The 14531-nt window shown below is 68.4% G+C and carries 11 protein-coding genes; 4 read left to right on the top strand and 7 right to left on the bottom strand.

The window, feature by feature from the left end; all coding sequences use genetic code 11:
* Positions 1-35 precede the first annotated feature (35 nt).
* Positions 36-1085, top strand: a complete 1050-nt coding sequence (locus KEG57_RS04690; RefSeq protein WP_272417773.1) for an SGNH/GDSL hydrolase family protein — start codon at positions 36-38, stop codon at positions 1083-1085.
* Positions 1086-1089: 4 nt separating this feature from the next.
* Here the strand turns inward: KEG57_RS04690 and KEG57_RS04685 are convergent, their stop codons facing one another.
* From KEG57_RS04685 to KEG57_RS04675, 3 genes are read right to left on the bottom strand one after another with little or no spacing between them, the layout of a single operon-like run.
* A complete protein-coding gene (locus KEG57_RS04685; protein ID WP_272458177.1) occupies positions 1090-3441 on the bottom strand; it encodes an Eco57I restriction-modification methylase domain-containing protein in 2352 nt (783 codons plus the stop codon).
* Complete coding sequence (locus KEG57_RS04680) at positions 3438-4301, bottom strand: hypothetical protein (RefSeq protein ID WP_272458176.1); 864 nt, start codon at positions 4299-4301, stop codon at positions 3438-3440. The genes KEG57_RS04685 and KEG57_RS04680 overlap by 4 nt, the downstream gene beginning before the upstream one ends.
* The gene (locus KEG57_RS04675) at positions 4286-4708 is read right to left on the bottom strand and encodes a hypothetical protein (protein ID WP_272417776.1); all 423 of its coding nucleotides are present in this window, start codon (positions 4706-4708) and stop codon (positions 4286-4288) included. Before KEG57_RS04675 ends, KEG57_RS04680 begins: the two co-directional genes overlap by 16 nt.
* Before the next feature lie 164 nt (positions 4709-4872).
* On the opposite strand from KEG57_RS04675, the gene KEG57_RS04670 reads away from it, so the two are divergent.
* Both KEG57_RS04670 and KEG57_RS04665 read left to right on the top strand, forming a co-directional pair.
* Positions 4873-7476 carry a DUF2169 family type VI secretion system accessory protein gene (locus KEG57_RS04670; protein ID WP_272417778.1) on the top strand — a complete coding sequence of 868 codons (2604 nt, stop codon included), beginning with the start codon at positions 4873-4875 and terminating at the stop codon, positions 7474-7476.
* A gap of 57 nt (positions 7477-7533) precedes the next feature.
* Positions 7534-7800: a hypothetical protein gene (locus KEG57_RS04665; RefSeq protein ID WP_272417779.1), complete on the top strand. Its 267-nt coding sequence runs from the start codon at positions 7534-7536 to the stop codon at positions 7798-7800.
* Here the strand turns inward: KEG57_RS04665 and KEG57_RS04660 are convergent.
* The gene (locus tag KEG57_RS04660; RefSeq protein ID WP_272417780.1) at positions 7739-9412 is read right to left on the bottom strand and encodes a sensor histidine kinase; all 1674 of its coding nucleotides are present in this window, start codon (positions 9410-9412) and stop codon (positions 7739-7741) included. The genes KEG57_RS04665 and KEG57_RS04660 overlap by 62 nt on opposite strands.
* 537 nt (positions 9413-9949) lie before the next feature.
* Between KEG57_RS04660 and KEG57_RS04655 the strand changes: the two genes are divergently transcribed.
* On the top strand, positions 9950-10792 hold the full coding sequence (locus tag KEG57_RS04655) for a sigma-54-dependent transcriptional regulator family protein (protein WP_272417781.1): 843 nt from the start codon (positions 9950-9952) through the stop codon (positions 10790-10792).
* Between the two features lie 6 nt (positions 10793-10798).
* On the opposite strand, the gene KEG57_RS04650 is transcribed toward KEG57_RS04655, so the two are convergent.
* From KEG57_RS04650 to KEG57_RS04640, 3 genes are all read right to left on the bottom strand, one after another.
* Entirely contained in the window at positions 10799-11530 is a 732-nt protein-coding gene (locus KEG57_RS04650) for an N-acetylmuramoyl-L-alanine amidase family protein (RefSeq protein WP_272417782.1), read from the bottom strand.
* 60 nt (positions 11531-11590) lie between these two features.
* Entirely contained in the window at positions 11591-12301 is a 711-nt protein-coding gene (locus tag KEG57_RS04645) for an N-acetylmuramoyl-L-alanine amidase family protein (RefSeq protein WP_272417783.1), read from the bottom strand.
* A gap of 84 nt (positions 12302-12385) precedes the next feature.
* Positions 12386-14521, bottom strand: a complete 2136-nt coding sequence (locus tag KEG57_RS04640; protein ID WP_272458175.1) for a type VI secretion system Vgr family protein — start codon at positions 14519-14521, stop codon at positions 12386-12388.
* Between the last annotated feature and the right edge of the window lie 10 nt (positions 14522-14531).

Below are 14531 nucleotides of genomic sequence, written 5' to 3'. Positions count from 1 at the left end.
CCTCGTCATCAAGCGGCAGCGCGTCGTCGAGCGGCATGTCGTCCTCCTCGGGCTCCTCGTCGTCGAGCGGCGCCGGGGGCGGCGGGCCCATGGCGGAGGTGCATTTCATCGGTCGATTCACGAACGAGGCGGACCCGCGTTTCGCCTGGCCGGGCAGCACGATCGTCGCGCGCTTTTCGGGCACGGGCCTCGACGTGCGCCTCGCGGACGCCGGCAACAACCATTTCGCCGTGGTGATCGACGACGGGCCGCCGACCGACCTCGCGACGAGCAGCGCGAAGGATACGTACACGCTCGCAGCGAACCTGCCCGCCGGGGAGCACACGGTCCTGCTCGAAAAACGCACCGAATCGTTCGTGGGCGTCGTGCAGTTCAAGGGCTTCGTGCCAGCGGCCGGCGGCGCGCTCGTCCCCACGCCCGCGCCGTGGACCCGCAAAATCGAGCTCATCGGCGACTCGATCACCTGCGGTTATGGCAACACCGGCGCGGGCCCGCTCTGCCCGTTTTCGCCCGAGACCGAGGACGAGTATTCGGCGTACGGCGCCATCGCGGCGCGCAAGCTCGGAGCCGCACACGTGGGAGTCTCGTATTCGGGGATCGGCGTGTACCGCGATTACGGAGGTGTGACGGAGAACCAGATGCCGGTCCGCTTCGAGCGCACGCTCGCCGATGATCCTGCCTCGACCTGGGATTTTTCCTATCTTCCGGACGTCGTCGTCGTGAACCTCGGGACGAACGATTTCGCCAAGGGTGACCCCGGGCAGGCGTACGTCGACGCGCTCTCCGGGTTTCTGGACAAACTGCGCGGGCATTACCCGAACGCGTACCTGCTCTGCGCCGTCGGCTCCATGCTCAGCGACTCGTACCCGTCCGGCGCGACGCACCTGACGAAGGCGAAGCAGTACGTGAACACGGCGGTCGAATCCCGCAAGACGAAGGGCGATACGAACGTGGGGTTCGTGGACCTTGGCGAGCAGAACTCGGGCGTGGACGGGATTGGCTGCGATTACCACCCGAGCGTCGCCACGCACCAGAAGATGGCGGACAAGCTCGCGGCTGCCATTCAAACGGCCAAGGGGTGGTGAGGCGTCAAGGCGAGGGGGCGCGATCCGGGGTCACGGTCCGCGCCCATCGTTCGATGGGCCCCCGCTCCGGCGGCGCGACGCCGAGCGCGCGGGCGACGAGGTCGTCGAGCGTGTCCTGCTCGGACCGGCTGATGCCCTGATTGCGGGTGCCGAAGTGCCCGGCGAACGCTTCGATCTCCGGGACGAGCTCGGGATGGGCCGGCGCGGGGAGCGCGCGCAGGTGGGTGATCTTCACCTGCGGCATTCCTTGCCGGGCGTCACGGTGCCGCATGTAATGGTAAAAGCGAATGGGGCTCGCGTTGAGCCAGCCGAGCAGAAACGCCGCGCTCCATTGATCGTCGGAAAAACCCGCGAGGATCGAGTTCCGGAAGGCGATGCCGTCCGACAACGCGACCATCGGGAAGCGGGCCGTCTGGCGGATGAGGAGGCGCACGGCGAGCCATTCGACGTCCTTGCGGAAGCGACCCGAGAAATCGGTGGGGTCGCAATAAAGGCGCGGAGGACGCCGGGAAAACGGCTCGATGTCGCCGCCCACGCGCAGGCCGATCTGGAAACGGCCGTCGGGCGCCTCGCGCTCGTGGAGGTGCCGGACGTCGTCGCCGTTGCTCTGAAAACCCCGCTCGCCGAAGAGGTGCGGCGGGAGCTTCGGCAGGGCCGAGAGTTTTTCGAGCAGGGCTGCCGTCTCGGCGTCGAGGTCCGAGCGCGCGAGGGGCCAGGCGAGGGCCGTGCCGAGCGAGGCTTTCTCGTTTCGACGCGTGGAGAGCAGGCCCATGCTCGGCTGGAAGACGCCTTCGAAGGCGTCCCCGAAATCGGGCAGCTCGTCGTCGCACACGCAGAGCACGTCGTGCGCGCGGCGTGAGGGCTCGTAGCCGCCGAGGTCGGACATCGACGTGGGCAAGACGAGCCCGAGCCGACCTCCAGGACGGAGCATGCGGGCGCACTGGTGGACGAAGAGGCCCTGCAGATTGCGATATCCGGCGAAGGCGGGATTCGTGCGTCGATAAAATTCGCGAAGATCGTCCGCGAGCGGCTGCGCGGCGCGGCCGGCGTACGAGACCCAGGGCGGGTTTCCCACGAACGCGTCGAAGCCGCCGCGACCGAAGACCTCGGGCAGCTCGATGTGCCAGTGAAACGGAAAGCGGGTGGCCGCAAGCGCCGCGGCCTCGGCTTCGAGCTCGGCGAGACCCTCGCCGGTGAGATACCTCGCAGCGAGATCGGGCAGGGCGGCGAGGCGTTCTTTCTGGGCTTTTTTGTCCTTCGAGGCAAAATGCGCGGCGAGCAGGGCATGGCCCACGGTGCGCAGCGGCGCGAGGGCGCGATCGGCCTCGGCGAGCAGATCCGGATTGGCCGTCTCGAAAAAACGTCGCCGCGCCGTCGCTGCCTCGGCCAGGCGCTCGCGTACCGGCGCGGGGGAGACGTTTTCGATCTCCTCGCGCCCGAGGCCCACGAGCGAATCCCCGTGGCGCAGGCTGGCTTCGAGGAACAAAAAGGGATGCGTCTTCGGCGCCGTGAGCAGCCATAACGAGACGCGGGCGAGGTCCACGGCGATGGGATTGCGATCCACGCCGTACAGGCAAACCTCGGCGACCCGCCTCCGCGCGAGGGATTGCGGGTCCTCGTCGGGCGCCTCGGGCGCGGACATTCCTGCGCGCTCCCAGGCGGCGACGAGGCGATCGGCGAGCCACCGACAAACCTGCACGAGAAATGCGCCCGCTCCCATGGCGGGATCGCAGACCGAGAGGCCGAGGATCTCCTCGGCGCTCGCGTCCGGGCGCACGAGCGGGGCGAGCGTGCGCTCGACCATGATCCGCGTGAGGAGCGGCGAGGTGTAATGGGCGCCGAGGCGCCGACGCTCCTCGGAAAAACCCATCAGGGTCTCGTAGACGGTGCCGAGGTGCTCGACGTCGAGCTCGGCGTAGGCGAGGCGCTCGCCCGCGGCGAGGAGGAGTTTGTCGAGGATACGCAGGACGACGGCGTCGGAGAGCGGCCCTTCGAGGAAGGGATACGCGTCCGCGTCGAAGAGCGAGCCGCGCCGGGCGGGGCCCGGGGGCGGGGTTTGTCCGAGGAATCCTTCGTGAAGATGGCGAAACAGGGCGAGGACACGCGGCCAGGCGTCGTGACGATCGGCGAGCGAGGCGCGGTCGGCCGCGGTGAGCTCGGCGTGGAGGGCGCCGAGGTCGTCGCCTGGAAAGAGCCCGCGCGACGACGCGAAAAGGACGACGACGAGGCGCAGGATCGCGCTCACGAGCCCCGCGGCGTCCGCTCCCGGAAATCCGGAGGCGAGCTCGCGCAGGGCGAGGGGTGCCTGTTCTCGCAAAACGCCCGCGCCTCGGGCCGCCTTCACGCTCTCCGTCACTGTTTTTCGCAATGGATGAGCTCGATCCAGGGGAGCGCCGCCTCGCTCGCGTCCGCCTCCGCTTGGCTCGTGTACGTGTCGTTTCGCGCATACCCGGTCGCGGCGCCGTTGCTCACGAGCCCGATTCCGTGGGAGGTCGTGGCGAGCGAGACCTCGCCTCCGTGGAGATGCGTGCGCGGGGTCGCGCTCGAAAGAGGTTCGCCGCCGAACGAGAGATCGGCAGGCGCGTCTTTCGGCAGGCCCACGACGAGCCGCCCTTGTGTCGCGGCGGCCTGCTGGAAGCCCGTGGGGCACGTGGGGCCGTCGTAAAAGATTTGCATGCCCTTCGGCAAAGGTTTGACCCCGGCCACGGGCTCCGCGAGCTTTTTGCACGCGAGGAGCTGAACGTAGGGCAAACGCGTGGTCGATTCCTCGGAGGTCGTCACGAATTCGACCGTGCCGGCCGCGGCGACGCCCTGGTTGCCGCCGCCCGGGGCGCCCGCATACGTGATGGGGACGAGGTCGAACGCCGCGCGCACCCCGTGCGTGTGGGGCCGCTCTTCCCCGCTCAGGAGCGGCTCGCCCACGGTCGTGCCACCCGACGCGTCGGCGATCGTCGGCAAGATCGTTCGTCCGGCCGCGGCCTTGTACGGCTCCCATCCGCTCGGGCAGGCGGGTACCTGGAAAAACCCGATCGTGTTCGTGGGCAATGCGTCGCCGCGCGCCCCGGGGCCGCCGCCCGCGCCGCCGCCGCTCCCGCCGCTTCCATTCCCGCCGGCGCCGTCCGACGATCCACCGGTCGTCGAAACCGACCCGGCCGCGCAGGCCGTGACGAGGGCGATCGCCGCGATCGTGACCATGCTTTTCATTGCTTGACGCATGCGATCACCTGCACGAAAGGAAGGCCCGACACACCCGGATCGGTGGTCCCTGCAATGGCGTACGTTTGCGCCTGCGCCCCCGCCTGATTGCTCCCGTCGGCGGCCGCGATCGCCTTCGAGGGCAGGGCGATCTCCCCCGCATAGTCGTGGGTGTGCGTGCGATCCTCGCGGTCCGAAAGCGGCTCGCCGACCTGCACGCCGACATCCTTGCCCTCGGCGACCGCCACGACGAGCCGTCCCTCGATGTTCGGCGCGGGCGCCCATCCAGGGGGACAAACACCACCCTCGACGTGAGCCACCATGCCGGGCGGCACACCATCTTCCTCCACGGGTTCCCCGGACGCGCTCCGGCTCGCGACGAGCCCGAGGCCAAGACCGAGGCCGAGGAGCAGAAATCTTCCTGTCATCGTACCCGAGATTGGTTTGTGCATGTGCGAGGCGTATCGACCCGCTCCCGCGGCGTCAACGGGTAGCGTATGACGCACCGCTCCCGTGTCCGACTCCACAGCGTCGACACCCCCTTCCATTTTTCCCGTCGGATCCCGTGCCATTTGAGATAGGCTCCGGCGCGATGCAAATCCTCTCGGTCGGTCCCCTGCGCACCGGATCGCTCGTGTGGCAGAAGCGCGCCGGGGGCTTCGTCCTCACGGTCGTTTGCAAGGCCACGTATTGGCTTCAGCCCGGCGAGGCCGTGCTCAACAACGAGCAAGAGGCCCTCAATGAGGCCGACGATCACTGGGACGACGACCCGAACCGGAGCTTGCGCGCCGCGAGCGACCTCGTGCCGCTCAAGCCGCGCCCCGAGGTCACGCTCGTCGGTTATGCCTACGCGCCGAACCAGCAGCCCGTCCGATCCCTCGTGGCCCGTCTCATCGTCGGCGAGGTCGACAAGTCGATCGAGGTGTTCTGCGATCGCTCGTTCCTGCCCGATGGCTCGCTCCAGGAAGGCAGCCGGTTCACCCGCATGCGCCTCACATGGGAGCGCGCAGGCGGCGGGCCCGGGACGAACAACCCCGTCGGCGTGCGCGCCGACGTGCGCGACGGATATGGAAGACGCGCGCTGCCGAACCTGCAGCCCCTCGGGATGTACGTCTCCTCGGCCGACGATTTCGTGCCGCCCGTGTGTTACGCGCCGATCGCGACGAGCTGGCCCTCGCGCGCGGACCTCGTGGGGCGCGCGCCGCCGCCTGCAGGCGTGGGCCTCGAGGGGCCGAGCGAGGCGTATTTCAATGCCGCGCCCTCGGATCAGCTCCTCACGGCGCTGCGCGACAACGAGCGTATCGTGCTCGAGAACCTGCACCCGGAGCACACGCGGCTCGTGACGAACCTGCCGGGCGTGCGGCCCGCCATCTTCGTCGACCGTGGGCAAGGGCCGGCGCAACGGCAGAAGGTGCGCGCCGACGCGCTCTGGATCGATACGGACCGCGGGATCGCCACGCTGACGTGGCGCGTGCAGATCCCGCTTTCGCGGCCGGACGAGCCGGGGCGTATCATCGTCGGAATGGAGATGCCCGGCCACGAGATGAGCTGGGGCGAGATCGTCCAGGCCATGGCGGCCTCGGAATCGAAGGGGTATTCGGAGGAAGACCATACCCAGACGAACGTGATCTCGCAGGCGGAGGCCGAAGCGGCGCGCCGCGCGGCGCTGCCCTTCGCAGCCGCATCCCTGCAGCCGGCCGCGCGCGAGCCGCAGCCCTCGCTCGCGGGGGATCTGCCGTTCCAATCGTCGGCGCCGCGCCCCTGGCCGCAGCAGCTCCAGACGCCGCAGCCGCCGACGATGAAGCCCCCGCCCTTGCCCTCGGCGGCGCGGGGCTCGCTACCGGGGACCGTCGTCTCCCCCGCGATCGTGCCGCCCGTGCCCAAGCCCGCGCCGTCGGTGCCACAGGCCACGCCCAAGCCCGCGTCGATCTCCACCCCCGCGTTCGTCCCGCCCGTCGTGCCCGCGCCGGTCGTGCCGCCCGCGCCCGTGGCCGCACCGCCGCCGGTCGTCTCCGTGCCCGTTCCAGCGCCCGTGCCGGTCCCGGCGCCCGTTCCTGTCTCCACGATTCCCGCGGCGCCCCCGTCGCGCCCGCCGGCTGTGCCTGCGCCGGTTCGTCCTGGAACAACGTCGTCGTCGGAGGGCGGCCGCGCGCCGAGCCCGTGGGCCGGCGGCGCGCCCGGCGGCGTGGCTCCGGGGCGCGAGACGCTCGGCACGGCGGCGGCCGCGGCCGCGGCGGCGGTCGCGGAGGCGCCCAAGGAGTCGGCGTCCGACGGCGGCGCGCTCGGCGCTTCGAATGATGCCGCGGGCTTGCGCCCGTGGAGCGCGCCGCGCCGGGAGATTCGCTCGCTCGTCGCGGAGGAAGAGGCGGCAAAGCCCGTCATCGTCCGCGAGCTTTTGCACCTCGTATGGTTCGAGCCGAGCTTCGTGCCGCGCATCCGGCGCGTGCCCGCGTGGAAGAGGTTGCTCTCCGAGCTCGAGCAGCGCGGCGCCGACAAGGAGATCGACGACGTGCTCGCCGGCAAGGAGGCGTGGGAAATCGAGGATCGCCGCGAGATCTTCGAGATCCTCGCCCGCGCCGATCGAATGGACGACCGGAGCCTCGTCGAGCTCATGGACCAGGCCATTCGCGAGGACGGGAAATACGCGACGCCGATCGTGCTCGTGGGCGGCGAGATCGAGACGCCGTTCGACGAAATGGAGACGCTGAAGGCGCTCTCGACCGCGGCGGCGCCGCTCGTCGGGCCCACGGACGAGGGGCTGAAGGCGGCCGTCGAGGCGGCGGACAAGTTCATCGCGCGGTCGGGGCTGTCCTGGGCGCCGGTCGTGCCGGAGGGTTTGTCGAACCGGATCCGCGAGGCGTTCGCCCGGGAGAAGAAGGGTTTGCCCGCGGACGCGCTCGACATGCAGGCCGAGCGGGCGCTGCTCGGCGGGCGTCATTATCAGAAGCGCGAGGTGCTCGGCGGGACGTACCTGCGGCTGCTCCTGCGCATCCATTCGGACATCCTGCCCATCGTGGCGTACGCGCCGGACGCGGTCGCCCGCAAGCTGCCGATGTTCCGCAAATTCCGGGCGCGGCTCGTGGGCGAGCTGCACCCGGCGCAGGACCAATACGAGGGGCGGGGCGAGGCGCTCCGGGCGCTCGCGATCGGGACGGTGACGGTGCCGGAGCGGGGGACGGCCGGGGCCAAGAGTTGATGGTGGAGCCCCACCCTGGCGACGGCGGCGCCTGGCCCCACATGCGGGCAGAGGCGCATGACGGAGCTCATTGGCTGGGTCAGCTCGCTCATCCTGCTCGCCACGCTCACCGGGCAAAATTGGAAACAGTGGCGCAGCGATTCGGTGGCGGGCGTATCGAAATGGCTGTGGATCGGACAAACCGCGGCCTCGATCGGGTTCACGTCGTACAGCGTGCTTCTGGGAAACTGGGTGTTCATCGCCACGAACGCGCTCTTGCTCGTCAATGGCCTCGTCGGCTTCGTGGTGGTCCACCGCCGGGCGAAGCGTGCTCGATCGGTTTGACGGGGAGGGTGAACGAGAATGTCGTCCCCACGCCGAGCTTGCTGTCGACGGACACGATCCCGCCGTGGGCCTCGACGATCCCCTTGACGATGTACAGGCCGAGCCCCGCTCCCGCGCCGCGCGCCGCGCGCGGACGCCAGTAGCGATCGAAGAGACGCGGGACGTCTTCCGGCCGGATCCCCGGCCCTGTGTCGGCGACCGAAAATCGCACCCAGGCGTCGTCGAGCTCGGCAGAGAGCGTGATCATCCCGCCCCCGGGGGTGAACTTCAATGCATTGCCGAGGAGGTTCGAGAGGACCTGGATCACGCGGCCGCGGTCGCACGTCGTCGAAAGGGCGCAGCCCAGCGTGCGGGTGCCGAGCTCGATTTTCTTTTGCTCGGCGATCGGCGCGTGGATGTCGGCAACCTCGGCGAGCAGCGCGTCGACCTCGCACCGCTCGCGCTCGAGCGCCAGCGTGTTCGCCTCGATGATCGCGGCGTCGAGGAGGTTGTGGAGCAGCTCCATCGCGTGCTCGGCGGTCACCTTGAGCTTTTGCGCCCGTTCCCGGACCCATTTCCCGATTTCGTCCTCGGGCGCCGTCCGCATCATGGACGAGGCGACCAGCGTGATCGCCGAGAGTGGATTCCGGAGGTCGTGCGCCGCAATGGCGAGCGCCTCTTCCCGCGCGAGCCGCGCCCGCTGCTCTGCCTCGTACAGGCGTGCCCGCTCCAGGGCCTGCCCGCATTGCTGGGCGAGCGTGCACATGTACGCCCGATCGTCCTGGTTGATCCTGCAGGTATCGAGGTACGTGACGCCGAGCGCGCCGATCGTCCGATCGCCGACCTTCATCGGGACAACCACCCAGGTCTTGGCCCAGCGCTGCGAAGGCGCATCGGGGTAGGCCGCGCGAAACGCTTGCGGGGAGTCGTAAACGAGGAGGCGGCCGGTGCGAATGCAATCGGCCCACGGCAAAGCTGCGGTGAGGAGGGGCACGCGGCGCAATCGCTCGAGGTCATTTTCCGGATAACCGGGGGCGAGGAGGACCTCGATCATGCTGCCCTCCGCCAGCGCGACGTACCCCGCGTCCGCGTAGACGGCGGCGAGCCCCTGCCGCAGCACGACGTCCGCCACCTCGGTGGGCGTCACGGCGCGCGCAAGCTCGGACGTGATCGTCTGGAGGCGCGCCATTCGCGCCTCGGCCAGCTCGACCCGGATGCGCGCCGCCCGTTCGCCGGCGAGGTCGCGCTCCCGCGCCTCCTCGGCGCGCTTGTAGCGCCCGGTTTCTTGCATGACTTCGAGGATGTGGAGCGGAGCCCCCGAGGGGCCGCGGGCGACGGAGCGGGTGACCGCGACCCATAGCGACGAGCCATCCCTTCGTAGCAAGCGCTCCTCGGTCGTGGCGGATTGCACGACGCCCTCGCCGAGCACCTGCATGTGCTGGAGGGCGGCCTTCGTGTCGTCCGGATGTCGGAGGTCCTGCGCGGGGCGCCCGGCGAGCTCTTCTTCCCTGCGGCCGAGCAAATCGCAGAGCTTCGGGTTGGCGCGGAGCAAGACGCCTTCGAGGGAGACGACCGCCATTCCCACGGCGGCCAGATCAAACGTCGCGTCGGGTCGCTCCCCTAGGTCCGCCATGGCGCGGCTCGACTCCATCTTTCGCCACGGAAGGTTTCGTCAGGCACCTCGCGCTCGTACACTTCTCAGGATGTAGTCTAGACACAGCGGAGAGCGGAAGATGGCCATGTGCACCAAACTTTCGCTCGGAGATGGGAGGGGCCATGGTCACGGTGTCCCAGGAAGGCGTTGTCGAAGCAGGGCGGCTTTACCGGTCGACGGGAGCCATTTCGTCGGCGCTTTTGCGTCCGCACGTGCGGAACTCCTGGGAGCGCTCGCACCTCGGCGGCGCCAATCCACGACGCCCGTTCGCCGAGAGGCTCGGTGTGCTCGACACCGAGCGCCTGCGCGCGCGGCACGACACGCTGGTTCGCGCCGCGCAGCCGTACATGCAGGCGCTCTCGCGCGCCTCGGGACGCGAGCTGCACGCGGCCATTCTGGGGGATTCGCGGGCGGTGGTCCTCGACGTGCTCGGCGACGCGCGGACGATCCATGGCCCCGGGCCGATGCCCGGCCCCGGCTCGTTGCTCGACGAGGGCGTCTTCCGGGACGAACGGGGTGGGCACGGCAATCGTGGAAAACGCATACGTGGAGATCGTCGGGCCGGAGCATTTCATCGAAGGGTTTCAGGTCTTCAACTGCCAGGCGATCCCGGTGCGCGACGGCGCCGGGGCGATGGCCGGCGTGCTCAGCATCTCCGTGCGCAAGCACGAGGCCGGGCATCGGCTGCGCGAGATCATGCTCTGCGCCGCGCATGGCATCGAAATGGAGCTTTTGGCCGCGCGGCTGGAGGAGGAGCTGAAGCAGGCGCTCGTGGTGGGTGGGCAGCTCGAAGAGGCGCTCGAGCGGCTCCTCGGCGACATCCTCCAGGCGCAGGCGGGCGTGCGCCTTCGGCTCGCGTTTGCCGCGGAACAGCTCTCCTTCGACCGGTTGACACACGCGCGCGACCTCCTCGCGCTCGTGACCACGATCCTCGAGCGGTTCCGGCTTCACGCGGCCTTGTGGAGAGAGCTCGCGCGGGACGAGCCCGCCGCATCGCGTCCGGTTCCTCTCGACGCGCTGGTGCATGATCTCCTGGAATTGCTCCAGACCGAGGCGTCCATGCGCAATGTCGAGGTCGTCCTGCACGACATCGAGCCCCTCGTGATCGAGGCGGATCCGAATACCCTGTCACGAACGGTGTTTCGTCACCTGCTCGGGGCCATGCGGGCCGCCCGCGGCGGCGCCATGCAGGTGGACCTGCGCCGAAATGCCGATGGCGCCGAGCTGCACATCCTCCCCATTCCCGGCCCGGGTTTGACGCGGGAGAGCCTCGCGCCGTGGAAGCTCGTGGTGCCGGGCCGTCTGATCCTCTCGCCCGATCTGGGCGACGGGATCGCAGGGGCGTGGCTCAGCTCGTGAACGAATTCATCGATTGGCCGGGCGGGGCTGCGGGATGGGCACGTTCTTCGGCAGGCTGGAGTCCTCGCTGAAGATGGCCTTGTTCGCGAGGATGAAATCCTCGACGCCGTCGGCGATCTCGGCCGCGATCTCGCTCTGCTTCGTCTGGCAGGCCGTGCGGTCGGCGTCGTTCGAGATGAACCCGAGCTCGATCAGCACGGAGGCTTTCGTCTCCTTGCCGAAATGGTTCTTGTTGAGCACGTGGAGGTCGCTCCTGGGACTGATGGCGCCCTTCGTTTTGGGCTTGACCACCTTGGCGCGCGCGGAGATCGCAGTCGCGAGCTTGACCGAGTTCTTGAAACTCGGGTGATGGCAGACCGACTGGCCTGACGCCGACGCGCCGGCCGCGTCGAGGTGGAGGCTGATGAAGATGTTCGCCTTCTTGTCCTTGGCGATGTTGGTCCGCCAGTGGAGCCTCCTCCGGAGCTCGCTGATATCGCCGTCGCGCGTCAGGTGGACGGACTCGACGCAACTGGTCTTCGCCTCGAGCTTCGGCTTCAGGAGCTTTCCAATGGCGAGCGCGAGGTCCTTCTCGTAGATGTCGCCATGGACGCAGCCGGGGTCGATCGGGTTTCCCTTCTTGAGCCGGTCTCCGTGCCCGGGGTCGATGACCACGATGACGGCGCATTTCTGGACGGCGCTGCCGTCGCTCTGCTCCGTTGCGAGCGCCTTTTCTTGGTCCGGGGATACGGTCGTCATGATGGGATCGAGCCTCCGATGTCGTCGAGCAATCGGGAAGCGTGAATTGCTGAGCTCTGGTCAGGGGCCGCAGAGCGCGGCGCGATTGGCGCTCGCGTACGAGCAGATCCCTTCGCAGAGATACTCGGCGATCGGGTCCTTGTTGTTGAGGACGGCCGTGCGGTCTCCCGTATTCGAGATGAAGCCCAGCTCGAAGAGCGCGGCAGCCTTCACCGATTGGAAGATCGTGGAATCGCGCCAGATGCCGAGCTTTTTCGACTTCCACTTGTACGTGGCAAGCACGCTGAGGCCCATCGTTTTGACGCCCCGGGGGTCGAGCGGCAGTTTGTATGCCGCGTACAGCGAGGCCGCGAGCTTCGCGCTCTCCGCCTTGTTGGACGCTTTCTGATTGTAGTAGACCTCTTTGCCCAGGGCCGCTGTATTCGCGTTGGAGTTCAGGTGGAGGCTGACGAAGATATCGGCCTTCTTGGCGACAGCGACCTTCTGGCGCCACAGAAGCTTCTCCTGCGAGGGGTCATTGGCGATGCCCTCACGGGTCAGGTGCACCGCCTCGATGACGTCGGTCCGCGCGGCGAGCTTGCCCTTGAGGAGCTTCGAGACCTCGAGGACGTAGTCACTCTCCTGGAGGCCACCGCCGACGGCCCCCGGGTCGACGACGCTGCTCTCGTCGTGTGTATCGCCGTGCCCCGGATCGATCACCACGACGACGGCGCACTTCTGGACGCCGTTTGCACCCGCGACCTGCTGCTGCTGCTTGGACGAAACGTTCATGCCGGAACCCAAAAAATCGTGGCTATTCGTTGGCTTCCAGGAAGATGGTCCAGCTTGCCAGGACGAACCTCTTTGAAACGGACGTCATGACGGGATCGAGGTCCCGTCCTCGTCGGCGGGATCATCGACCGGGGCGTGATCATTCGGGCTCTCGTCGGACGTGGCCTGCTCCTCGGGCGGGGGCGGATCGAAGGGCTCCTCGGGCTTGCTGCCGCTGCCGTCGCCAGGCTCGCCGCGCTCGTTGATCCACACCATCGTGCCCCAGATCGTGACGCCCGCGCCGTCGAGCTTGATGAAGCCGCCCGGGCCCTTGATCGTGGCCGCGCCGCCCGCCTCGCCAACCCACTCCTCGCCGGCCACGTGGTGAATCTCTTGGCCTGCCCGGAGCGCGCTGCGACCCTCGACCTTCTCGTGGCGGCTCTTCTTCACCGTGAGGGATTGCTTGCCGTCGATCCGCTCGCGCCGGCTGCCCTTCACCACGAGGTGGACGTCTTTGTTGTACGTCTCGTTCTTGTTTTGCTTCGTGACCTCGTCGTAATCCTTGCCGACCCAGAACTTGCGGTTGCCCATCGTCTGCTCGGATTCGTCGTTCTTCACGAGCTTCTGCCGGTCGTGGACGATCGTGGCGAACTCGTCGTTGTTGACGTTCCGGTTGCGGTCCTTCTGCGCCTGCTGCCAGACGAGCTCTTTCTGCGCGAGATCCTCGAACATGATCTCGTTGAACCCGTCCGAGCCGAGCGAGGAATCGCTCTTCCACGTGCTGCGCGTCTTGTCTTGCGGCAGCTTGTACGGGACCTGCTGGGCGGCGTTGTAGACACGGCCCACGATGATCGGGTGGTCCGGGTCGCCCTCGAGGTACGCAATGAGCACCTCGTGGCCGATGCGGGGCACGGTGACCATGCCATAGCCCATGCCGCCCCAGCCCTGGCTCACGCGGATCCAGCACGAGCTCTGCTCGTTCTTCTGGCCCTCGCGATCCCAGTGGAATTGTACGCGCACGCGGCCGAACTCGTCGACGTGGATCTCCTGGCCCGAGGGCCCGACGACCGTCGCGCTTTGCAAGCCGTTGATGCGCGGCTTCGGCGTCTGCCTTGCCGGACGATAAGGCGCCTCGGCGAAGAACGCGTGGCCGTAGAAGCTGAAATCGCCCGTGTCCGTGCCTTCGAGCGAGGCGCCGACGACGAGGAACTGGCGGCTCTCGGGGAGTGCTGCATGCGGGTGGCGCGCCATCGAGAAGATGACGCCCGGCGCGAGGTCGAACGTGTTGGCCGCGAAGGAGACCATCCGCTCGCCCGTGCGCTCAGCTTCGAGGACACGCGTCGAGAGCTCGGTGCCGTATTTGCCATCGTGCCGCGCGAAGCCGCGATCATCGGCGTTCGGCGTGCCTTCGGCCTTGCCCGTCTCGACGAGGAAGGAGCCCGCGTCGTAATGGTATTGCTCCATCTTGCCCTCGATGCCGGCCGTCGGCTCGGCCTTGCCGAAGAGGGCGAGATCGGGCTTGCGCGGGTCGTAATCGCGGAACGTCGCCGCGCCGGGGCGAACCTCGCGGCCGAAGCGCACGCGGCTGATGAACTCCTTCTCGGCCGCCTCGTTCGGGTTGTCGACGTACGGAATGGGCGGGCCGGAGCGGGGCGGGTTCGTCTGGATGCGATCGCCGAAGACGAGCGTCGTGCCACGTTCGGGGTGCTCGCTCAGGGTATACGCGATGCCCGCCTCTTCGAGGAGGCGGCACATGAAGGCGTAATCGGTCTCCCGGTACTGGACCTTGTAATCGAGCTTCGGATACTTGTCGCGCTCGATGCGCCAGGTCGGCCGGATGTTCCACTCGCCGAGGAGGCGATCGAGGATGTCCGGAATCGAGACCTGCTGGTAGATGCGATTGTTCTGGCGATGCGTGAGCAGCCAGAGCTCCGGCACGATGTGGATGTGGTACGTCGAGAGCCCGTCCTCGGCGGAGACCTCTTGCAGCGCGTGCGCCTGCTCGGCGCGGGACACGATGCCCGTCCACGTGCGCTGGGCGCCGCTCTGCACGTGGGCATACCCGGCGTGCAGGCGGAAGCCCGCGGGATACCCGACCACGGCCCCGAGGTCGAGGCTATGGTCCGGCGAGCGGACGAGGAGGTGAATCGAAAAGAGGTTCGAGACGGCTTCCCGGACGGAAAAACGCCGCACGTAGAGGTCGCGTTGACCGGAGGCGAGGGAGAGCTCGAGGTTTGCCACGGCATTGACT

It is taken from the genome of Polyangium jinanense, assembly GCF_028435365.1.
The sequence above is the reverse complement of the archived record's forward strand: the minus strand, read 5'-3'. Positions and strand labels throughout refer to the sequence as shown.